At 46.6% G+C, this 21,753-nt stretch carries 21 protein-coding genes; all 21 read right to left on the bottom strand.

Annotated features, from left to right (window positions below; translation table 11 throughout):
* Positions 1-30: 30 nt before the first annotated feature.
* Positions 31-1,338 (bottom strand): FADH(2)-oxidizing methylenetetrahydrofolate--tRNA-(uracil(54)-C(5))-methyltransferase TrmFO, encoded by a 1,308-nt coding sequence (trmFO, locus tag NSQ37_RS13975; protein WP_012117550.1) that lies wholly within the window; start codon positions 1,336-1,338, stop codon positions 31-33.
* Between the two features lie 64 nt (positions 1,339-1,402).
* Positions 1,403-3,478, bottom strand: a complete 2,076-nt coding sequence (gene topA, locus NSQ37_RS13970) for a type I DNA topoisomerase (protein ID WP_007409771.1) — start codon at positions 3,476-3,478, stop codon at positions 1,403-1,405.
* Positions 3,479-3,659: 181 nt separating this feature from the next.
* A complete protein-coding gene (gene dprA, locus NSQ37_RS13965) occupies positions 3,660-4,559 on the bottom strand; it encodes a DNA-processing protein DprA (protein ID WP_094031704.1) in 900 nt (299 codons plus the stop codon).
* 65 nt (positions 4,560-4,624) lie between these two features.
* Positions 4,625-5,527 carry a succinate--CoA ligase subunit alpha gene (gene sucD, locus NSQ37_RS13960; RefSeq protein WP_003154281.1) on the bottom strand — a complete coding sequence of 301 codons (903 nt, stop codon included), beginning with the start codon at positions 5,525-5,527 and terminating at the stop codon, positions 4,625-4,627.
* Positions 5,528-5,555: 28 nt separating this feature from the next.
* Positions 5,556-6,713 (bottom strand): ADP-forming succinate--CoA ligase subunit beta, encoded by a 1,158-nt coding sequence (sucC, locus tag NSQ37_RS13955; protein ID WP_094031703.1) that lies wholly within the window; start codon positions 6,711-6,713, stop codon positions 5,556-5,558.
* A 174-nt stretch (positions 6,714-6,887) separates the two neighbouring features.
* Positions 6,888-7,169 (bottom strand): FlhB-like flagellar biosynthesis protein, encoded by a 282-nt coding sequence (locus NSQ37_RS13950; RefSeq protein WP_015239847.1) that lies wholly within the window; start codon positions 7,167-7,169, stop codon positions 6,888-6,890.
* Entirely contained in the window at positions 7,166-8,869 is a 1,704-nt protein-coding gene (locus NSQ37_RS13945; protein ID WP_341123949.1) for a glycosyl transferase, read from the bottom strand. The genes NSQ37_RS13950 and NSQ37_RS13945 overlap by 4 nt, the downstream gene beginning before the upstream one ends.
* 16 nt (positions 8,870-8,885) lie before the next feature.
* A complete protein-coding gene (locus NSQ37_RS13940) occupies positions 8,886-9,653 on the bottom strand; it encodes a ribonuclease HII (RefSeq protein WP_253612980.1) in 768 nt (255 codons plus the stop codon).
* Positions 9,654-9,725: 72 nt separating this feature from the next.
* On the bottom strand, positions 9,726-10,574 hold the full coding sequence (ylqF, locus tag NSQ37_RS13935) for a ribosome biogenesis GTPase YlqF (protein ID WP_007611396.1): 849 nt from the start codon (positions 10,572-10,574) through the stop codon (positions 9,726-9,728).
* A gap of 142 nt (positions 10,575-10,716) precedes the next feature.
* Positions 10,717-11,064, bottom strand: coding sequence for a 50S ribosomal protein L19 (gene rplS, locus NSQ37_RS13930; protein WP_003154288.1), 348 nt, complete (start codon positions 11,062-11,064; stop codon positions 10,717-10,719).
* Between the two features lie 140 nt (positions 11,065-11,204).
* Positions 11,205-11,936 (bottom strand): tRNA (guanosine(37)-N1)-methyltransferase TrmD, encoded by a 732-nt coding sequence (gene trmD, locus NSQ37_RS13925; RefSeq protein ID WP_007409764.1) that lies wholly within the window; start codon positions 11,934-11,936, stop codon positions 11,205-11,207.
* A complete protein-coding gene (gene rimM, locus NSQ37_RS13920) occupies positions 11,933-12,457 on the bottom strand; it encodes a ribosome maturation factor RimM (RefSeq protein ID WP_003154290.1) in 525 nt (174 codons plus the stop codon). Before rimM ends, trmD begins: the two co-directional genes overlap by 4 nt.
* 4 nt (positions 12,458-12,461) lie before the next feature.
* Positions 12,462-12,848 (bottom strand): YlqD family protein, encoded by a 387-nt coding sequence (locus NSQ37_RS13915; protein ID WP_003154291.1) that lies wholly within the window; start codon positions 12,846-12,848, stop codon positions 12,462-12,464.
* A gap of 90 nt (positions 12,849-12,938) precedes the next feature.
* Positions 12,939-13,184: a KH domain-containing protein gene (locus NSQ37_RS13910; RefSeq protein ID WP_007611392.1), complete on the bottom strand. Its 246-nt coding sequence runs from the start codon at positions 13,182-13,184 to the stop codon at positions 12,939-12,941.
* Positions 13,184-13,456: a 30S ribosomal protein S16 gene (rpsP, locus tag NSQ37_RS13905; RefSeq protein WP_003154296.1), complete on the bottom strand. Its 273-nt coding sequence runs from the start codon at positions 13,454-13,456 to the stop codon at positions 13,184-13,186. The genes NSQ37_RS13910 and rpsP overlap by 1 nt, the downstream gene beginning before the upstream one ends.
* A gap of 105 nt (positions 13,457-13,561) precedes the next feature.
* Positions 13,562-14,902, bottom strand: coding sequence for a signal recognition particle protein (gene ffh / locus NSQ37_RS13900; protein WP_007409763.1), 1,341 nt, complete (start codon positions 14,900-14,902; stop codon positions 13,562-13,564).
* Between the two features lie 13 nt (positions 14,903-14,915).
* Positions 14,916-15,248: a putative DNA-binding protein gene (locus tag NSQ37_RS13895; RefSeq protein WP_003154299.1), complete on the bottom strand. Its 333-nt coding sequence runs from the start codon at positions 15,246-15,248 to the stop codon at positions 14,916-14,918.
* A 121-nt stretch (positions 15,249-15,369) separates the two neighbouring features.
* Positions 15,370-16,140 (bottom strand): phosphotransferase family protein, encoded by a 771-nt coding sequence (locus tag NSQ37_RS13890; protein WP_072589091.1) that lies wholly within the window; start codon positions 16,138-16,140, stop codon positions 15,370-15,372.
* An 83-nt stretch (positions 16,141-16,223) separates the two neighbouring features.
* On the bottom strand, positions 16,224-17,213 hold the full coding sequence (ftsY, locus tag NSQ37_RS13885) for a signal recognition particle-docking protein FtsY (protein WP_003154301.1): 990 nt from the start codon (positions 17,211-17,213) through the stop codon (positions 16,224-16,226).
* A 19-nt stretch (positions 17,214-17,232) separates the two neighbouring features.
* Positions 17,233-20,793, bottom strand: a complete 3,561-nt coding sequence (smc, locus tag NSQ37_RS13880) for a chromosome segregation protein SMC (protein WP_337681089.1) — start codon at positions 20,791-20,793, stop codon at positions 17,233-17,235.
* A 101-nt stretch (positions 20,794-20,894) separates the two neighbouring features.
* A complete protein-coding gene (gene rncS / locus NSQ37_RS13875) occupies positions 20,895-21,644 on the bottom strand; it encodes a ribonuclease III (RefSeq protein WP_014417754.1) in 750 nt (249 codons plus the stop codon).
* Positions 21,645-21,753 lie beyond the last annotated feature (109 nt).

Raw genomic sequence — 21,753 nt, 5'->3', positions numbered from 1 at the left:
CATATAATGCATCGAAGTTGCAATGAAAAGCTATATCGTTTTCGAAATAGTTTGAATAGTCTCAATTGCGCGTTTAGCGTATTCTTCATTTCGTTCTTTTTTGTTTTTAATTTTTACAGGCAATTCTTTTAAGAGGCCGAAGTTTGCATTCATCGGCTGGAAGTTCTTCTGATTTGTCGTCGTAATGTAGTGAGCCATGCTTCCGATCGCCGTCTCCTGCGGGAATGTCACAAGATCCTGACCGAGCACAAGTTTGGCGGCATTGATTCCCGCTACAAGACCTGAAGCGGCAGATTCAACATAACCCTCTACGCCGGTCATTTGGCCCGCGAAAAACAGATCGTTCCGCTGTTTAAATTGATATGTCGGGTTCAAAAGGCTCGGCGAGTTGATAAATGTGTTTCTGTGCATGACGCCGTATCTGACGATATCAACATTTTCAAGACCGGGGATCAGTTTAAGCACTTCTTTTTGGTCTCCCCATTTTAAATGTGTCTGAAAACCTACAATATTATAAAGCGTTCCCGCCGCATCATCCTGTCTGAGCTGAACGACTGCATAAGGGCGCTTGCCTGTTTTCGGATCTTCCAGTCCGACCGGTTTCATCGGTCCGAACAGCATTGTTTTCTTGCCTCTTTTCGCCATGACTTCAATCGGCATGCAGCCTTCAAAGAAGATTTCTTTCTCGAATTCTTTTAAAGGTACCGTCTCAGCCGTCGTCAATGCTTCATAGAAACGGTCGAACTCTTCCTCTGTCATCGGGCAGTTTAAGTACGCCGCTTCTCCCTTGTCATAACGGGATTTTAAGTACACTTTCTCCATATCGAGGCTGTCTTTTTCGACAATCGGCGCCGCCGCGTCATAAAAATACAGATACTCTTCTCCCGTGAGCTCTTTCAGCTGCTGTGAAAGCGATTCTGACGTAAGCGGTCCGGTCGCGATAACAGTCGGGCCTTCCGGAATCTCTGTTACTTCCTCAGTAAGAACCGTTACGTTCGGATGGTTTTTCACGAGATCCGTCACGCTTTGCGCAAATTCATGACGGTCAACGGCAAGCGCTCCCCCGGCCGGAACCGAGCATTTATCAGCAGATTGAATGATTGCCGAGTCAAGGGCCCGCATTTCTTCTTTTAATACGCCTACCGCATTGGCGAGTGTATTTGAACGGAGGGAGTTGCTGCATACCAGTTCGGCGAATTTATCAGTATGATGGGCTGCCGTCTGCCTGACGGGCCGCATTTCATATAGTTTCACTTGAATTCCTCGTTTTGCAAGCTGCCATGCCGCTTCACTTCCGGCAAGGCCTGCTCCGATTACATTAACTGTTTGCTGGTTCATTTCTTTTCATCTCCTGTTGTTTGTCCCTTCCACACAAAGAAGGTGAGCAAGGCTCTGCTCACCGCTACTTCTGTGGTTCTTCCTTATAATCGCATTCGACGCATTGGACTTGTATGCCTTTTTTAAGCTTTTTCTCTACGAGCATATTTTCACATTTCGGGCATTTTCGTTCAATCGGTTTGTCCCAAGATACGAAGTCGCATTCAGGATAACGGTCACAGCCGTAAAAGATGCGTTTCTTTTTTGATTTTCGTTCGACAATGTTTCCTTCATGGCACTTAGGGCATTTTACGCCGATTTGTTTGACAATCGGTTTTGTATTCCGGCAGTCAGGGAAATTGGAGCACGCCATAAATTTGCCGTATCGGCCCATTTTATAAACCATCCGGGAGCCGCATAACTCACAATCTTCATCGGCGTATTCAGGTTCAATTTCCACTTCTTTCATTTCGGCTTCCGCTTTTTTCACGCGTTTTTCGAAATCAGTATAGAAGCTGTCAATGATTTGAACCCATTCTGTCTGGCCATCTTCAACATGGTCAAGGTCTCTTTCCATTTTAGCCGTGAATTCAACGTTAATGATTTCCGGGAAAAACTCCATGATAAGATCCAGCACGATCTGCCCAAGCTCAGTCGGCACAAACCGTTTATTGTCTAATCCCACGTAACCGCGGCGCTGGATGGTGTCAAGAGTCGGCGCATATGTCGAAGGACGGCCGATCCCCAGTTCTTCAAGCGTTTTAACCAGGCGCGCCTCTGTATAACGCGGAGGCGGCTGAGTAAAGTGCTGCTCAGGCTCAATATCTTTCGATAAAACCGTGTCTCCCTCTTTAAGGTCCGGAAGCATGCGGTCTTTTTCTTCCAGCTGATCGTCTTTACCCTCTACATAGACTTTCATGAAGCCGGCGAATTTGACTTTACTTCCGTTTGCCCGGAATGTCAATCCGTTATTGCTGAGATCGACGCTCATCGTATCAAGGACTGCAGGCGCCATCTGGCTTGCAACAAAGCGCTCCCAAATCAGCTTGTATAATCTGAGCTGGTCTCTTCCAAGCACCGCTTTTAAGTCGGCAGGTTTTCTGAGCACCGAAGTCGGGCGGATCGCTTCGTGGGCATCTTGTGCGTTTTCATTTTTCTTTGCCGGTTTCCGTTTTCCCGCTAAGTACTCTTTTCCGTACGCCTGATCAATAAAAGCTGACGCTTCTTCAACGGCTGTATTGGAAATCCGCGTTGAGTCCGTTCTCATATACGTGATGAGCCCGACTGTCCCTTCTTTGCCGAGATCAATTCCTTCATATAATTGCTGCGCGATCATCATCGTTTTCTTCGCTCTGAAATTCAGCTTTCTTGCAGCCTCCTGCTGCAGAGTGGACGTTGTAAACGGCAGAGCGGGATTTCGTTTGCGCTCTTTTTTCGTAACCTTGTCAACTGTATACTTATTGCCTTTCAGCTGAGCAAGGATGGCTTTTACGTCTTCTTCGCTTTTTAAAGGAAGCTTTTTGCCGTTTTTTCCGAAAAATCCGGCTTCAAACGTCTCTTTTCCTTTTAAAAATGAGCCGGTAATCGTCCAGTACTCTTCAGGTTTAAAATCGTTGATTTCCTTTTCCCGGTCGATGATCAGCCGGAGCGCAACGGATTGCACACGGCCCGCACTGAGGCCTTTTTTTACTTTTTTCCAAAGAATCGGGCTGATTTTGTATCCGACGAGTCTGTCTAGTATGCGGCGCGCCTGCTGCGCATCGACAAGATCCATATTAATCATGCGCGGATGTTTAAATGATTCTTTAATGGCGTCTTTCGTTATTTCATTAAAGACGACCCGGCAGTCCGAGCTGAGATCCAGATCAAGACTGTGTGCGAGATGCCATGCAATCGCTTCCCCTTCTCTGTCGGGGTCGGCCGCGAGATAAACTTTTTTTGCTTTCTTTGCCGCTGTTTTTAATTCTTTTAAAACAGGGCCTTTTCCGCGGATCGTAATATATTTCGGTTCAAAGTTCTGTTCGATGTCAACTCCCATTTGACTTTTCGGAAGATCCCGGACATGTCCCATTGAAGCTTTGACTTTATATTTCTTCCCTAAATAACGTTCAATCGTTTTCGCCTTTGCCGGCGATTCCACGATGACTAGATAATCAGACATTTTCATCCCCCTCAAGAGGTGTTCTCTCTCTTTTCAAGTATCAATTCATTTTAGAGCTGCCTTTTTATGGCTTTCAACATTTCATTCTTTATGATGAACGTCATTTTATACATGAAAATAATGTGCAACTTTAAATCCTCACTATTATTAAATATTACAATACCGTTTGTCAAACGATATTTCAAAAGGGTTCCGTATACTGAACGCATCGGGCGGTCAGCTCTCCGTCAATATCCTCTGCGCATAATACAGCTTTCGCCCCTTCTTGAATGAGTTTTATAGGTCCTCCGGAATATGGATTAAATATGGAACCCGGAACGGCAAATACCTCTCTGCCTTGATCGAGAGCCTGGTAAGCTGTGATTAATGAACCGCTTTTTTCTTTTCCCTGCACGACCACAATTCCTTCACTTAGTCCGCTGATTATGCGGTTTCTCATCGGAAAGTGCCATTTTTTCGGCTTTGTTTCAGGAGGATGTTCTGAGAGTAGGAGATGGTGTTCAGCCATGTATTCTGCTAACAGGAGATTTTCCCGGGGATAGATGTGATGGAATCCGCCGGCTATCACGCCGATCGTAAGCCCTTTTGCCCTGATGCTCGCCTTATGAGACAATCCGTCTATACCGGATGCAAGCCCGCTTACAATGACCCAGCCTTTTTTTGAGAGTTCGGCGGAAAGATGCCCAACCGCTTTTATTCCGTCTTCCGTCGGTTTCCGCGTTCCTACAATCCCGATTTTTCTGCCTTTTTCAAGAAGCAGCGTGTTCCCTTTTGCATACAAGACAGCCGGCGGATCATAAATCGCTTTAAGCCATGTTGGATAGCGGCTTGATGAAATCGGAATGACAGTAATGCCTTCGCGGCGGTAATCGGACAGAACTTCATCAAGTTCCGGATCCTTGCGCTCTATTTCCCGAAAAATTGCTTCCGGGGCTGTTTTCCCTTCTGATAAAACAGTTAATGGATGCGGATTCGGTAAAAAAGACAGAGAGTGATCAGCTTTCCACCATTTTAATAGAAGAGACGGGGAAATGATTTGATTAATACTGCAGACCATTAAACAGCGCGATGCTTGATCCAAATCTGGAAACCTCCTCTTTTTTTCAGCAAAAACAGGAACAGCCGTTACGGCTGCCCCTGCTTCGATCAGTGAGTTTTGCACGTTTCAAACAAGCCTTTTTCTTTTAACACCTTAATCAGCGTTTCACCCATTACAGAAGGGGTTTCCGCGACTTCAATTCCGCAGGCGTTCATCGTTTTGACTTTTTCTTCTGCCGTGCCTTTTCCTCCGGAGATGATGGCGCCCGCATGGCCCATGCGTTTTCCCGGAGGCGCGGTTTTACCGCCGATAAAGCCGACAACAGGCTTCGTCATGTTCGCTTTCACCCACTCAGCCGCTTCTTCTTCAGCTGTGCCGCCGATTTCTCCGATCATGATGACTGCATGTGTTTCAGGATCTTCGTTGAACGCTTTTAACACGTCAATAAAGTTCGTGCCGTTGACCGGATCGCCGCCGATCCCTACAGCGGTAGATTGGCCTACGCCGGCTTCTGAAAGCTGATGGACGGCCTCGTATGTCAATGTTCCTGAACGGGACACAACGCCTACATGGCCCTTTTTATGAATGTATCCCGGCATAATGCCGATCTTGCATTCTTCAGGTGTAATAACACCAGGGCAGTTCGGCCCTATTAATCTCGTTTTCTTGCCTTCCATAAAGCGCTTCACTTTCACCATGTCCAAAACCGGAATGTGCTCAGTGATACAAATGACAAGATCAATTTCCGCGTCAACCGCTTCCATAATTGCGTCCGCCGCAAACGGAGCCGGCACGTAAATAACTGACGCATCTGCGCCCGTTGTATGAACCGCTTCTGCGACCGTATTGAATACCGGTACGCCTTCCGCTTCCGTTCCGCCTTTTCCAGGTGTTACACCGCCAACGATATTCGTGCCGTATTCCAGCATCTGCTTTGTATGAAATAAAGCGGTAGAACCTGTAATCCCCTGTACAATAACTCTTGTATCTTTATTGATAAAAACACTCATTATCTGGTCCCCTGCCTTTCATTCTTTCCTAAACTAAGGATACTATTTTCTGTGCGCCGTCTGCCATTGATTCCGCAGATGTGATGTTTAAGCCTGATTCATTCAGGATTTTCTTTCCTAAATCTACGTTTGTCCCTTCAAGGCGCACGACCAGCGGCAATGTCAATCCGACTTGTCTCGTCGCTTCAACAACGCCCTCGGCGATGACATCACACTTCATGATACCTCCGAAAATATTGACGAAAATTCCTTTTACGTTTTGATCGGAAAGAATGATTTTAAAAGCTTCCGTAACTTTTTCTGCGGTTGCGCCGCCCCCGACATCAAGGAAGTTTGCAGGTTCTCCGCCGTAGTGTTTAATGATATCCATAGTAGACATTGCAAGACCCGCGCCGTTTACCATACAGCCGATATTTCCATCAAGGGAAATGTAGCTTAAATCGTAATTTGACGCTTCGATTTCTTTCGGATCTTCTTCATCTAAATCTCTGTATTCCATAATGTCTTTTTGTCTGTATAACGCATTGCTGTCGAAGTTCAGCTTAGCATCCAGCGCCATGACGTTTCCGTCCCCCGTAACGACGAGAGGGTTGATCTCGGCGATGGAGCAGTCCTTCTCAACAAATGCTTTATATAAACCGAGCATAAATTTAGCGGCTTTGCCGACAAGCTCTTTCGGGATGTTAATTGCGAATGCAATTTCCCTTGCCTGATAGCCCTGAAGGCCGACAGCCGGATCAATTACCGCTTTTTTAATTTTTTCAGGTGTTTTTTCCGCTACTTCTTCAATCTCCGTTCCGCCTTCTTCAGACGCCATTAAAACGATTCTTGAAGTAGCGCGGTCAAGTACAAGCCCGACATAGTATTCCTTTTTAATATCGCAGCCTTCTTCAATAAGTAAGCGTTTTATTACTTGTCCGTCCGGACCCGTTTGATGTGTGACGAGCGTCTTGCCTAACAGTTCTTCGGCATACTCTTTCACTTCATCTTTTGTTTTTGCAATCTTTACCCCACCAGCTTTGCCGCGGCCGCCAGCATGGATTTGCGCCTTTACGACATAAACCGAGCTTGACAGGCTCTCTGCTTTTTCAACTGCTTCCTCTGCTGTAAAAGCCACTTTACCTTCAGGAACAGACACCCCGTATTTTCTGAGGACTTCTTTTCCCTGGTACTCATGGATATTCATTTCCCATCCTCCTAACTTATGTAGCAAAACTAAAAATAGACTGCGCTTTCATTCTATATAATACTGGAAGAATTGTCTAGGGTTCAAAACAAAATCTTTATATCCTTCCAAACATTCTAACTTTTATTTTATTGAAAATATAAATTTAAACGGAGTCCGGGAAATGAATGGTCCTTATTTTTCGTTTTTCAGGGTTTCGTCCAGTTTGTAAACAAATGAAAAAATTTCGGCAACGGTTTCATAAAGCGCCTCCGGTATCTGATCGTCAACCGTCAAATGGCGCATTAATTCGACAAGGGTTCTGTCTTCCTGAATGGGAACCCCAGCCTTCTCAGCTTCTTTTATAATATTTTCCGCCACGTGCCCCCTGCCTGTTGCGACAACCTTCGGGGCTTGGTCTTTCTGCCGGTCGTAATGCAGGGCGACAGCTCTTCTTAACGGCGTTTGCTCTTTCATATTTTCACATCCACTTTTCTTCCGCCGTCTTTTTCTATAAACTCTTCCACAAGAGCGCTCTGGTCTTTCGGGCGCCGTTTTTTAGCCGTGACGCCTGACAGGCTGAAGCCCGTTTCTTTTACGGCTTCTTTTAAAGCCGGTACGAGAGGGTCGATGGCCGCCTGAAGCTCAAAATCAGTCTCAACCGTAATGGTCATTACATTTTGCTGAATCATGCAGTCCACAACGGTTTCTTGCAGTGTTTCAAGGTGCAGCAAAAACAGGAGCCTGCAATGTGACGGATCGAGTTTTCCGTCCGGCTTCTTCCGTCCTTTAAAGAGAACTGTGATGTCATTCTCATACGCGGACGCTCCCAGCGGAAATGACAGCACCATCTGCGTAAAAGAAGGGTTATGCTGCTCAATAAACAGCTGGCCGTTTAATTTATGAATAAGCGGTTCCGCCTCTTGTTTAACGGATTGGGGCGCTTCTTGAAGCGTCCGGACGGCTTGGAGGGCTGTTTTCAGCGCTTGTTTCTCCGGCTGCGGAGACACGCCTTTTTCAAGCGCTGTAATGAATGATAATTCATCACGTGTGCCCAGTCCTTTTTTGATTTTCTGCAAAAGGCTTAATACATCATGTTTTTCTGCATATTTCAATTCGGTGAGCTGAGCGGCTTTTTCGAAAACAGCCGCCTCCTGTTCTGTCAGTTGTGCGTTTTGAAGAACAGGTGCTGTTTTAAATGTTTTTTCTTGAGAAATGAAAGCCTTAATGATCTCCGCCGTTACTTTTACGGGACGGTTTTCAGTTTTTTCTGCCGATGTCATTAATTTCTCTATAATCTGTTTTGCCGTTTTTTCAGGCAGTTCCGGATTTGCCCGTGCACTCGGAGGAGAAGGCTGGCTTGAGACTGCCTTTCCGTTTTCACGAGTCTCTCGGACAAATGGTGATTGTTTTGATTCCGTCCGTTCTCCTTCATCCATCAGCCCGGTTTCTGAGAGCGGCATGCGTGCAGCCTCGGCAAGCTTCTTCAGGAGACGTTCTGCATGAAGATCCGTTTCCGCGTTTAACACGTCAGAAACCGCCTCTTTGAGCACAGACAGCTCTTTTGCCGATTGCGGAGCCTGATTGATTGCCTGAAGCAGTCCTGAGAGGAGGCGCCGGGTCGGAACCGGATATTTAACAGCATGAATGGCTGACAAGACTTCCGGATGTGCGGGCAGTTCCCGTTTCAGCGCAAATACGATTGTTTCCGCCGCTTTTTTCAATTCGGCGGCCGGAAACGATTCAGCCCAGCGGATGCAAGCTTTGAGGCTGTTTTCCGTCATCGGCAGCTTCTGCTGCATAAACGTTTCGGCAATCTGCAGAGACACAGGGCCTGGTTTGACAGAAAGAGCGTTTAACAGTCTTCCCGCCGCTTCCTGAACGGTTTTCGGGCTTCCTTCGAATTGGTCAATGACATGAAGCCGGCCCGTTTTTTCCGCCGGCTGTTTGTCATAAGAAAACCAGTAATACGCCTGCGGACGAAGGGGGGTTTCAAGTTTTCCCTGCATCGTCCGGCCGCCGATTTGGATAAGAGCGCTTTGATCGTCCAGCAAACGGAGAACCTTCCCTAACAGCAGCCTTTGAGCGCCGCTGTCTTTACCGCCGTCTTGCCGGTCCGGAGGGATTTCCGCCGTCAGCTGTCTGAAAGCCGCTTGGATTTCGCCGCTTATGTTCATGTCTTAAGCCTCTTTTCTAACAATAAGATTGAACGGGAGCGAACGTTTTTCGGTGAATAGTTGTCGGTCCGTATGCCTGAAGAGCTTCAAGATGTTCTTTCGTTCCGTAGCCTTTATTTTTTTCAAAGCCGTACATGGGGTAGGTTTTGGCGTACTCAGCCATGAGACGGTCCCGCGTTACTTTTGCGATGCAGGCTCCGGCGGCAATTGACACGCTTTTGGCATCCCCTTTTATAACTGATGACTGCGGAATGTCAAGCGGAAGGGTCATGGCATCAACAAGCAGATAATCAGGTGTTTCCGTTAAAGCATTGACGGCTTTTACCATCGCCAGTCTCGCGGCCTCATAAATGTTGATCCGGTCAATGACGTCCGCATGGACAATGCCGACTCCTACAGCCGCCGCTTCTTCCGTGATCCGGCTGTAATACTCCTCGAGCTTCTTTTCAGACAATTTCTTCGAGTCCGTGAGACCGAGAATCTCGCATTCTGCCGGCAAAATGACGGCGCCGGCGACAACCGGTCCGGCAAGCGGCCCTCTTCCGGCTTCGTCAACACCCGCAATCAGGCGGAAGCCCTTTTTGGATGACAGTCTTTCGTATGCCGTCATGTTCAGCCATTGCTCTTTAAGAGCTTTTTCCTTCGCGTGCTTTTTCAGCCATTGCTCTAAAAGCGCCTGTACGCTTTTTCTCGGGTCTTTCTCACATTGGGCAAGGAAGGGGTCGCTTTCGTCCCTGACCTCTTGCAGGCGTTCTTTTACGCTTTTTACGGTTAATGTATTCACGTTCTCTTCTCCCTTACATTATGTATATCGGTATTCTGCGGAAAAAATAAAGACCCGCATCGCTGCGCGTCTTTATTCTGATGGTGTTTCAAATGAAAGCCTGCCGAATTTTTCCGTCCGGATGTCCCGAATGATGACTTCCGTTGTTTTATCATAGTCAACCATTCCGCCGCCCATCAAACAGCCGCGTTTTTCACCGATCGCGTCGAAAAGAGCGGCGATATCCTCAGGGATTTCCTGAAGTCCGTAGCGCTCCTTCAAGCGGTCGGGATAATGCTCTTCCAGAAAGCGCAGCCCGAAGACGGCCACATCCTGCAGGTTGATAATCGTATCTTTAATCGCCCCGGTGATCGCCAGACGCAAGCCGACAAGCTCATCTTCAAATTTAGGCCATAAAATTCCCGGTGTATCGAGCAGCTCTAATTCCTTGCCTACCTTTACCCACTGCTGTGAAGTGGTAATGCCGGGCCTGTCTCCCGTCTTGGCAATGTTTTTCTTGGCCAGCCGGTTAATGAGCGTAGACTTGCCGACATTCGGAATGCCGATGATTAATGCGCGGATTGCTCTCGGCCTAATGCCCTTTGCTTTCATTTTATCGAACTTATCCTTCAGCAGCTCTTTTGAGGACGGCACGATTTGATGCAGTCCCTGCCCGTTAACGGAGTTTATTGAAAGAGAGGGAATGCCCTGTTCCTGAAAGTGGTCCTTCCACTGGGCAGTCACAGCCGCATCCGCCTTATCGGCTTTATTTAAAAGCATAATGCGCGGCTTATTTTTTAAAATCTCCTCAATCATCGGATTTCTCGATGACATCGGGATTCTCGCATCCACCAATTCGTATACGATATCAATTAATTTCAGTTTTTCTGTTACTTCCCGTCTCGCTTTAGCCATATGGCCTGGGAACCATTGAATGGTCATGTGACTTCGACACCTGCCTTATTTACCGGAACCGGATGTTCCGATGATCTCTTATGTATTTTACGTTGCTTGTTCTGCTTTTACAAATTTCATATAAAAAAAGAGCCTGTTACGGGTAACAAGCTCTTTTCGTTCGTTATCATTATCGTCTGATTTCTTTAATACGAGCCGCTTTTCCGCGAAGTTCACGCAGGTAGTAAAGCTTAGCGCGACGTACTTTACCGTAACGTACAACTTCGATTTTCGCGATTTTTGGTGTGTGTACAGGGAATGTACGTTCAACGCCAACACCGTAAGAAATCTTACGAACTGTGAACGTTTCGCTGATTCCACCACCACGACGCTTGATCACAACACCTTCGAAGATCTGGATACGCTCACGGTTACCCTCAACAACTTTTACGTGTACACGTAAAGTGTCACCAGGACGGAACGCAGGAAGATCAGTGCGAAGCTGTTCTTTTGTGATATCTTGAATTAGTTTTTGCATCGTTTTCAACTCCTTCCAACAGATGCTCTTGGCCACAACTGCAAGGCACAGCGGAACATCGTTTTCAAGCTTCTGAAGGATAAGCCTCCTTAAGCCACAAGTAGTATCTTATCATATCTTCATCGCCTGCGCAATAGAATCTATTCGTTTTCCCACTCGGAAATCCATTTTCTTTGCTCATCAGTGAGAGGATAGTTTTCAAGAAGATCGGGACGTCTTAAAAAGGTTCTTCTGATTGATTCTTTATTGCGCCATTTTTGTATTTTTGCATGGTTGCCCGACAGAAGGGTCTCAGGCACTTTTAAGCCTCTATAATCTGCAGGCCTCGTATAGTGCGGATGCTCTAAAAGCCCTGTGCTGAAGGAATCCTCCACGTGGGATGCTTCTTTTCCGAGGACGCCCGGCAAAAGCCTGACAACGCTGTCGGCAATCATCATGGCAGGGAGCTCTCCCCCGGTCAGCACAAAATCCCCGATGGAGATTTCATCAGTGACAAGATGTTCCCGGATCCGTTCATCATACCCTTCATAATGTCCGCAAATAAACATGAGATGTTCCTCTTGTGCCAGCTCCTCGGCTTTCTTCTGCGTATAACGCTCACCTTGCGGGCAGACGAGAATAATGCGCGGCTTGGCGTCCGTACCGGCTGTCAGCTTTTCAACCGCATCAAATACAGGCTGCGGCTTTAACACCATCCCGGCTCCCCCGCCGTACGGGTAATCATCAACCGTTTGGTGTTTATTATCCGAAAAAGCCCGGAAATTGATGACGTCAAAACGGACAGCCTCTTTTTCCTGTGCTTTTTGCAGAATGGAGGAGCCGAGCACCCCTTGAAACATTTCGGGAAACAGTGTTAAAAAGTCGATTTTCATTCGTCTATTAACCCTTCCATTACATGAATCTTAATTTTCTTCTCATTTATATTAATATCCTTTACCACGGAAGCAATATACGGAATGAGCGCATCTTTTTTGCCTTTTCTTGCAACCACCCATACGTCATTAGCCCCTGGCGTCAAGATTTCCTTCACTGTGCCGATCAGTTCCCCGTCTTCTGACACAACCTCGCAGCCGATGATTTCATGAAAATAAAATTCATCTTCTTCAAGCTCTCCCAAGTCTTCTTCAGGGACTTTGATCACCATGTTTCTTAGGTGTTCGACTTCATTGAGACTCGGCATTTCTTTGAATTGCAGCAGGTGAAACTGCTTGTGAAGCCTGTGGGCGCTGACCGTTACTTTAATTGGCTCCGCAGCCCCTTCCGCAAACAAATAGAGCGTATTGCCGGGCTTGTACCGTTCTTCGGCAAAGTCCGTTTTAGAAATGACCCGCACTTCGCCTTTAATGCCGTGGGTATTTACAATTTTGCCTACATTAAACCATCTGTTTGTCATATTATCACCTCGGGCGGATTTCAATTACTACCCCGTCTTTTATGACGATGGTATTTGCCGCTGTTTTTTCATGCCAGTTATCACCGACATTGATTGAAAGCAGCGCATCGATCTCCTTTTCCTTCACTTCGCTTCCAAGCGGGAGCGACTCTGTCTGGCTTATTTGGAAATCGATCATTTTGATTTTGTCTTGTCTTTTCTCAATGGCTTTTTTAAAAGATTCCGCTACATCGGGATTCTGCTGATCTTTTTCATGTTTTCTAAGCTGAAAATAGAGCTGGCTGCATTCTCGTTCAAGCGTTTGCTTTTTTTCTGCAAAAGAGGCCAAAAGCTTTTCCTTGCTTTGCTCGGTCAGAACCTGCATAACGGTTACCCTGTGAATAATCTGCATAGGACCAGACTCCCCACTCTTCCAACATATTTCTGTTCATTTGCCTTTTTTACGTGTAAAAAAAGGGGAGGTGCCGGCCCTCTCCCTTTTTCAGTCAAATATTTCAAATTGAACTTTCTTAGAAGACTGTGCGCCAGCTGCAAAAACGACGGTTCGAATCGCTCTTGCAGTCCGGCCTTGCTTTCCGATAATCTTACCGGTATCTGACTTATTGACAGATAAGCGCAGCGCAATCTTTTGATCAGTCTCTTCCTTTGTGACCGTTATGTCTTCCGGATGGTCGACAAGCGGAGCCACAATGCTGACAATCAAATCTTCCAAGTTCTGATCAGTCATTACTTGCCTTGTTTAGCGTTGTGGAATTTTTCCATAATTCCTTGGCTTGAGAACAAGTTGCGGACTGTATCAGAAGGTTTAGCTCCTGTTTGAAGCCATTTAAGAGCAAGCTCTTCGTTGATTTTCACTTCAGCCGGCTTTGCAACCGGGTTGTATGTGCCGACTGTTTCGATGAAACGGCCGTCACGCGGTGAACGAGAATCTGCTACAACAATACGATAGAAAGGAGATTTTTTTGCTCCCATACGTTTTAAACGAATTTTTACTGCCATTTTACTAGCACCTCCGAAAATATTTCAACAAGATAGTATATTAACAATGATAAAAGTGTTTGTAAAGTGTTTTTTCTTAACAACGGTTTTATCATGTATAACCGATTACATAAAAGGTAATTTAAAGCCTTTTTTCTTCCCTTTTGTCATGTTGGTCATCTGCTTCATCATTTTTTTCATTTCCTCAAACTGCTTTAAAAGACGGTTGACTTCCTGAACGGATGTTCCGCTTCCTTTGGCAATCCGCTTCCGCCGGCTGGCGTTAATGATATCCGGCTGTTCTTTTTCAAGAACAGTCATTGATTTAATGATCGCTTCCACATGATTCAGCTGTTTTTCATCGACTTGGATGTTTTTTAAGCCTTTCATTTTGCCTGCGCCGGGCATCATTTGCAGCAGTTCGTCAAGAGGCCCCATGTTTCGGACCTGGCCGAGCTGCTCCAGAAAATCATCCAATGTGAAGCTCATCGTTCTCATTTTCTGCTCAAGCTCTTTGGCTTTGTCTTCATCAACAGTCGCCTGAGCTTTTTCAATCAAGGTCAGCACGTCACCCATTCCGAGAATCCGGGATGCCATCCGTTCAGGATGGAACGCTTCAAGAGCATCGAGCTTTTCTCCCATTCCGGCGAATTTAATCGGCGTTTCGGTGACCGCGCGGATAGAAAGCGCCGCACCTCCGCGGGTATCCCCGTCAAGCTTTGTTAAAATGACACCCGTTAAACCGAGCTGGTCATTAAAGCTTTTGGCGACGTTTACCGCATCCTGACCGGTCATTGAGTCGACGACAAGGAAAATTTCCTCAGGATTTGCGACTTCCTTTACGCCGGAGAGCTCATCCATCAGTTCATGATCGATGTGCAGCCGTCCGGCGGTGTCTAAAATCACATAATCATGATGCTCTTCCTTCGCTTTTTCAATCGCCTGTCTGGCAATTTCCACCGGGCTGACCTGATCGCCAAGCGAAAAGACCGGCATATCAAGCTGTTTCCCCAGGGTTTCCAGCTGTTTAATCGCGGCGGGGCGGTAAATATCCGCAGCCACGAGCAGCGGTTTGCGGTTATGTTTTTTGCGCAGCAGGTTGGCAAGCTTCCCCGTGGTTGTCGTTTTACCGGCACCTTGGAGCCCGACCATCATAATAACGGTCGGCGGGCGTTTGGCGACGGCAATTTTGCTTTCTTCGCCGCCCATCAGCTCGGTAAGCTCTTCTTTTACGACTTTAATAACCTGCTGACCGGGTGTCAGACTCTGCATAACGTCCTGTCCGACAGCCCGTTCACTTACTTTTTTCACAAAATCCTTTACGACTTTAAAGTTAACGTCAGCCTCAAGAAGCGCAAGACGAACTTCACGCATCATCTCTTTTACGTCTTGTTCGCTGACTTTTCCTTTTCCGCGGATTTTTGAAATCGTCTTTTGCAGTCGGTCGGCTAATCCTTCAAATGCCATTGTTTGCCGCCTCCTAATCTAATTTCTCAAGCGCTTCAATCAGAGCCGTCATTTTTTCCTCTTCCTGCAACCCGGAAGCAAGCTCTTTCAGCTTTGTAAACATTTCTTTACGCTCCTGAAACTTTTTAAAAAGGAGCAGTTTTTCTTCATATTGTTCAAGCATCGCTTCAGTCCGTTTGATGTTATCGTAAACGGCTTGCCTTGAAACGTCATACTCTTCGGCTATTTCACCAAGGGAGAAATCGTCCAGATAATAAAGCGACATATAGCTCTTTTGTTTTGACGTCAGCAACGACTGATAGAAGTCAAATAAATAGTTCATTCTCGTCGTTTTTTCGAGCGACATTTGAGCTCTCCCCTTTGTTAAGTCAAATCCCTTTACAAAAACTTAGTTTACATGGTTTCAGAGCGTGTGTCAAGTTTTTATCTTGTCAAAGCATGATGCTCTTTTTACATAATAAGTTTTTTCAAAAAAATTCATATAGACCGTCGTTAAAATACTCGAATTCTTGTTTTGATACACGATAGCGGCAATAGCCTTCGTAAAAAGCATTGAGGCATGCTTCGTTTGTGACAAAATGACTGATCGCTAATGATTCATCATATCGCGGATCTCCCGCCGATATTCCCGCAGCATCGATAAACAGATAGACCTCTCCGTCTTTCACCAGCACATTATCAGTCGTGCAGTCACCGTGTATCATTGTCTGCTGAACAGGAACAGGCCTGTACCTGTCCAATTCCTTCAAAAGCTCTGCACTTCCTTCAGCCTGTCCTTTTTTGACATATTCCCCGGCTCGTTTGATTTGCAGATCGAGCCAGTCTGATTCCGGCTGTAAACCAGGGACCATTTCGGTTTCATGCAGACGTTGCAGAAACTGGCCGAAACTTTTGATCAGCTTTTTCTTTTCAGTATCCCCTTTTGCTTTTCTTAAAGCCGAAGTCAGGGTGATTCCATCCTCAAATGACATGATGATATGGCTGGCATGCTGTTCCTGTATCATCCCATAATAAATAGGAACAGGCAGACGACGAGTTTCCGTCAGTTTTTGTAAAACGAAGGCTTCTCTCATTAACCATTCCCGATACTTCTGTTGAAAAGAACTTTTCAGCAGAAATGCGTCTTGGCCGGCCACTATTTTTCGAACGGTTGAAGTGCCTCCCTGTTCATCCAACAGCGACATATGGTTTATCGCTCCGACCTTACTTTCCAATTCAGCTTTCAGCCATTTGTCCAACAATTGCCCCCTCCATTCCGATCTATCAATGCGTATAAAAAAACGAGTATAAAACCGTCCATTTTATACTCGTTTTTTATTCATTAATCCTCGGCTTTTTCAACTAAATCAGAAAAGAGACCGTATACGTAAGATTCTGCATCAAACCGCTGGAGATCGTCAACCTTTTCTCCGAGGCCGACCAGTTTCACGGGGATGTGAAGCTCATTGCGGATCGCCAGGACGATACCGCCTTTTGCGGTGCCGTCAAGCTTCGTTAACGCGATACCCGTCACATTCGTCGCTTTGGAGAATTCTTTCGCCTGCGCCATCGCATTTTGGCCTGTCGTCGCGTCCAGCGCAAGGAGAACCTCATGCGGAGCCTCAGGCACTTCGCGTTCGATGACGCGTTTGACTTTTTCAAGCTCTTTCATTAAGTTTACTTTATTCTGAAGGCGGCCGGCCGTATCACAAATCAGCACATCCGCTCCTCTTGCTTTAGCCGCGTGTACGGCATCATAAATAACCGCAGCAGGGTCGCTTCCGGCAGCCTGTTTAATGACAGGCACGCCTGTACGCTCCCCCCACACTTCAAGCTGTTCAATCGCCCCGGCTCTGAAGGTGTCTCCGGCAGCGAGCACAACGGATTTGCCTTCATTCTTCAGCTTATGGGCAAGTTTTCCGATCGTTGTCGTTTTTCCGACGCCGTTTACCCCGACAAGCAGAATAACGTTCAGGCGCCCGTCCTGAATATTTAATTCAGAAATCTGTTCGTCGCCGCTGTTATAAATGTCGACAAGCTTTTCAGAAATGACGGACTGCACTTCCTGAGGATCCTGGATGTTTTTCAGCTTCACTTCTTTTTTGAGCTCATCAATCAGCTCCATGACGGTTGTAAAACCTACGTCAGCGCCAATCAGCACTTCCTCAAGCTCTTCGAAGAAATCCTCGTCGACTTTTCGGTAGCGGGAGACGAGTTCGTTCACTTTATTTGAGAAGGAATTTCTTGTTTTTTCAAGACCATCTTTAAATTTTTCAGAGACGGAGTCTGTCTGTTTCGTGATTTTCTCTTTTAATTTTTTAAAAAAGCTCATCTTTCAACCTCTTTCCTCGTTACTGAACGAATTCTTTTGTTTCTTCCAGTTTGACCGAAACCATTCGGGAAACGCCGGATTCCTGCATCGTAACACCGTAGAGGACATCCGCTTCTTCCATGGTGCCTTTTCTGTGGGTGATGACGATAAACTGGCTGTCGCCGCTGTATTTTTTTAAATATTGCGCAAACCTGAATACATTGGCTTCATCAAGCGCAGCTTCCACTTCATCAAGGACGCAGAACGGCACGGGCCTTACTTTCAGAATGGAGAATAAAAGGGCAATGGCAGTCAGCGCCCGTTCTCCCCCTGACAAAAGATTTAAGTTTTGCAGTTTTTTGCCCGGAGGCTGCGCGATAATGTCCACCCCGGAATTAAGAAGATCATTCGGATCAGTCAGCTTCAGTTCAGCCCGTCCTCCTCCGAATAAAGAACGGAACACGTCGTTGAATTGAGAACGGATCTGGATAAACGTTTCATGGAATCGCTTCGTCATTTCAGAATCCATTTCTTCAATGACTTGAAACAGTGTGTTTTTCGCTTCCGTCAGGTCATTTTTCTGCTCTGTTAAAAACTGATACCGTTCGTTTACTCTTTCAAATTCATCGATGCTGCCGAGATTGACCGTTCCGAGCTCTTCAATTGAAAGCTTGATCAGTTTGACCCGTTTTCTCGCCTCTTCAGGCTCGAGTTCGAGCTGATATTGTTCTTTTGCCCCTTCAAAGGATAAGCTGTATTCCTCGCGTAAATACTGCAAGAGATTATCAAGCTCAACTTCCATCCGGCCGAGTTTTACCTCTTCATCTTTCAGAATGTCTGTTTTTTGCTTATACAGACGCTTCATCTCTTTCAGTTCAAGCTCGTTCGTATCAAGAGCCCGCTGGAGCTTCACCCGCTGGTCGCGCCGGCTGGCGATCAATTCGATCGTTCTCGTTTTATCGTGAAGCTTGTGATGGGCTGCTTCTTCAAGCTGCTCCTCACCGCTTGTGCTGGACGTCATCTCTGAGGTCAGGAGGCTTAAATCTTCCCGTGTTTCTTTCAGAGCGAGCTGCGTTTCTTCAAGCTCTTTTTTCAGCCGTTTGAGGTTGTCTTCTTCACTCGAACACGCCTGTTCTTTTTTCGCAGCAGCCACTTTACATTCCGTCAGTTCATGAGAGAGCGTTTCTTTTGTTGAGGATAGGGTCTGCTTTTGTTTTGTCAGCCTTTCCATCTCTTCCTCAAGCTCTTTCAGCTGGCCGGATGCCTCACTCAGCTGTTCTTCCAGAGCTGATTTGCGCGTCTCTTTTTCCCGGCTGCTTTCGGTCAGTGATGCTTTCTCCTGATCGTAAAGCTCCAGATGGGTATTGATGTTCTTTTCAGCGACTTCGAGTTCATACAGCCTGCCTTTTACATCCTGCTGCTTTGTTCTGAAAGCTTCACCGTCTTCACGGAGACCGCTCAGCGTATGTTCAAGCTCTTGAATGGCCTGCTTCAGCGTTTTGACCTCTTTTTCGAGCAAAGCTGTTTTTTCTTCCATTTCGGCAAGCCGCGCAGTCACCGTCTCAAGCTCACGGCTTCTGCCGAGCAGAGAATTGTTTTTCTTTTTGACCGCGCCGCCTGTCATTGATCCGCCTGGATTGACGACATCGCCCTCAAGCGTCACGATGCGGTAGCGGTGCCCGAGAAGCTTGGCCAGTTCATTCGCACCTTTTAAATCTTCAGTGATCAGCACGGTGCCGAGAAGGTTTTGAATGACATTCCGATACGCGGCATCATATGTGACAAGCCCGCTCGCTGTGCCGAGGAAAGACGGATGCTTCTGAGCCGTCTGTTCATCACGGGTTTGGAGCTGGCGCGGTTTCATAACCGTAAGCGGCAGGAACGTCGCGCGGCCGAATGAATTCTGTTTTAAATATTGAATCGCTTTCCGCGCCGCCTGCTCGTCGTCTGTGACAACGTGCTGCGCCGCTGCGCCGAGTGCAATCTCGATCGCCGTTTCATACTTTTGTTCGGTGGCAATCAGTTCGAGAACGGCGCCGCGGATGCCGCCGAGCTTCTCTTTCTGCTTCAGCACTTCTTTTACGCCTTGGTAAAATCCTGAAAAATCGCCTTGCATCGTTTCAAGCATATCTTTTTTGGATCTGGCCTGCTGGACGAATTGATATGCCTGATACAGCGCAGATTCTTTCTTTTCATATTGGCGTTTTTTCTGTTCATATGCTGTCTGGACTTCGCGAAAGCGGACGACCTGATTGTGAATATCCTCTTCAACGGCAGCCAATTCTTCTTCGCACGCCGCTTTGCGGACTGCAATATCGTTACGTTCTTCAAGATATTTTTCATTGTTTGCGGTCAGTCTCGCCTGCTGGACCGCAGATTGGGACATCTGGTCATCTAAAAGCTGCAGCTCGTTGCGAATCGACGCCTGGCTGTTTAACAATTCAAAGTAATCGCTTTTTAATTGTTCAATTTTCTCTTCTACATTTTCATTATGCAGACTGAGAGCCTGCTGCTTTTCTTTCACTTGGGCGTTTAACCGCTTCACTTCCGCACGCAGCTTATCATAGACGGCAGACTGTTTTTCAATGTCGGCTTTCAGTTCGGCTTCTTTGTTCGTGTAATGTGTAACGGATTCCTCAAGCTGTTCCCGGTTTTGCGCGGCATTTTTTTTGCGCTCTTTCAGCACTTCTTTCCGGCCTTCCAGCTTTTCCAGCTCTTCACTTGTCACGAGCAGAACCTGCTGCAGTTCGTTGACGGATTCATCAAGCGCGTGGATTTTATCTCTCGTCTCTTCTATCATCGCTTCTTTTGCGGATAGAGCCGATGATTCCGCCAATTCTTCTTCTTTAGCAGCCTGCACCTTGTCTTTTAAACCCGACCATCTGCCATGCAGTTGTTCGATGTCAAAGGCGGTAAGGGCAATTTCGACATGCTCAAGCTCTTTCTTTTTTTCTAAGTAGTCTTTGGCGATTGATGCCTGGATTTTCAGCGGTTCGACCTGATCTTCAAGCTCATGGAGAATATCTTCCACCCTGTTTAAGTTATCCTGCGTCTCAAACAGTTTGTTTTCCGCTTTTTTCTTTCTTGTTTTATATTTCAGCACGCCGGCCGCTTCTTCAAAAATACTGCGGCGGTCTTCCGCTTTGCTGCTGAGAATCTCTTCGACTTTCCCCTGGCTGATAATAGAGAATGCTTCTTTTCCGAGCCCGGAGTCCATAAATAAGTCAATGATGTCTTTCAAACGGCACTGCTGATTGTTGATGAGAAATTCACTCTCTCCGGAACGGTACACCCGTCTCGTCACGCTGACTTCGTGGTAATCGATCGGGAGAAAATGATCTTCATTATCAAGCGTTAACGTGACTTCGGCAAGGTTCAGCCGCTTGCGCGAATCACTTCCCGCAAAAATGATATCTTCCATTTTTCCGCCCCGAAGCGAGCGGGCTGATTGTTCGCCGAGCACCCAGCGGATGGCTTCGGTAATGTTGCTCTTTCCGCTGCCGTTCGGACCGACAACGGCCGTGACGCCTTTTACAAAGTCAACGGATATCCGTTCTGCAAATGATTTAAATCCTATAACGTCTAAACGTTTGAGGAACATCCCAGATCCTCCTTATCGTATAAGTATCTCAATATTATCATAATCACCCGCTTATATCAGGCGCAGACATACTGAAATCCCCCTAGGGAAACAGGGGGATTTTATTGTTTCGTATGATGTTTTTGCATTTTCGCAAGAGCTTCCTGTGCCGCATGCTGCTCGGCTTCTTTTTTGGAACGTCCGTTCCCGATACCGAGCGCCTCACCTTTAAGAGAGACAAGCGCCTCGAATTCCCGGTTGTGGGCAGGCCCTTTTTCATTGAGAATTTTGTACTCAAGCGATCCTTTTCCGTCCCGCTGTACAAATTCTTGAAGCTGGCTTTTGAAATCCATCACATGAGAAAAAGCACCATCGTTTATTTTAGGGAACACGTACACTTTCAGGAATTGCTGAACCGGCTCAAGGCCCTGATCCAGATACAGTGCGCCGATAAACGCTTCAAACACATCCGCTAAAAGCGCAGGACGCTTTCTGCCGCCCGTCATTTCTTCTCCTTTTCCCAAGAGAACAAGATCGCCGAATGACAATTCATGGGCAAGTGAGACGAGTGACGGCTCGCATACGATAGCGGCTCTCAGCTTCGTCAAATCTCCTTCACTCATGGCCGGGTATTTGGCAAATAAGAATTGGGAGATCGTCAGTTCCAAAACAGCGTCACCTAAAAATTCAAGCCTTTCATTGTCTTCATACGGCTTTTTCCGATGCTCATTCACATAAGATGAATGTGTAAATGCTTGATACAAAAGTTTCTCGTTTTGAAAATGAACCGAAATCCGTTCTTGGAACTCTTTAAATTGCTCTATTTTTTTATAGAACTTTTTTTTATCTTTAAAATGTGAGTGTTTTGACATAGTAACCTCCATAGGCACATCAGGTTCACCGCGCTCCCCGCCGTAAACGGAATCGGCAGCGCGTACAGCGTCAGACGCCGGTAACCGAACGATTAAAGGGCTAAAGCCC

This window comes from Bacillus sp. FSL P4-0334, assembly GCF_038004825.1.
GTDB lineage: Bacteria > Bacillota > Bacilli > Bacillales > Bacillaceae > Bacillus > Bacillus velezensis.
The sequence above is the reverse complement of the archived record's forward strand: the minus strand, read 5'-3'. Positions and strand labels throughout refer to the sequence as shown.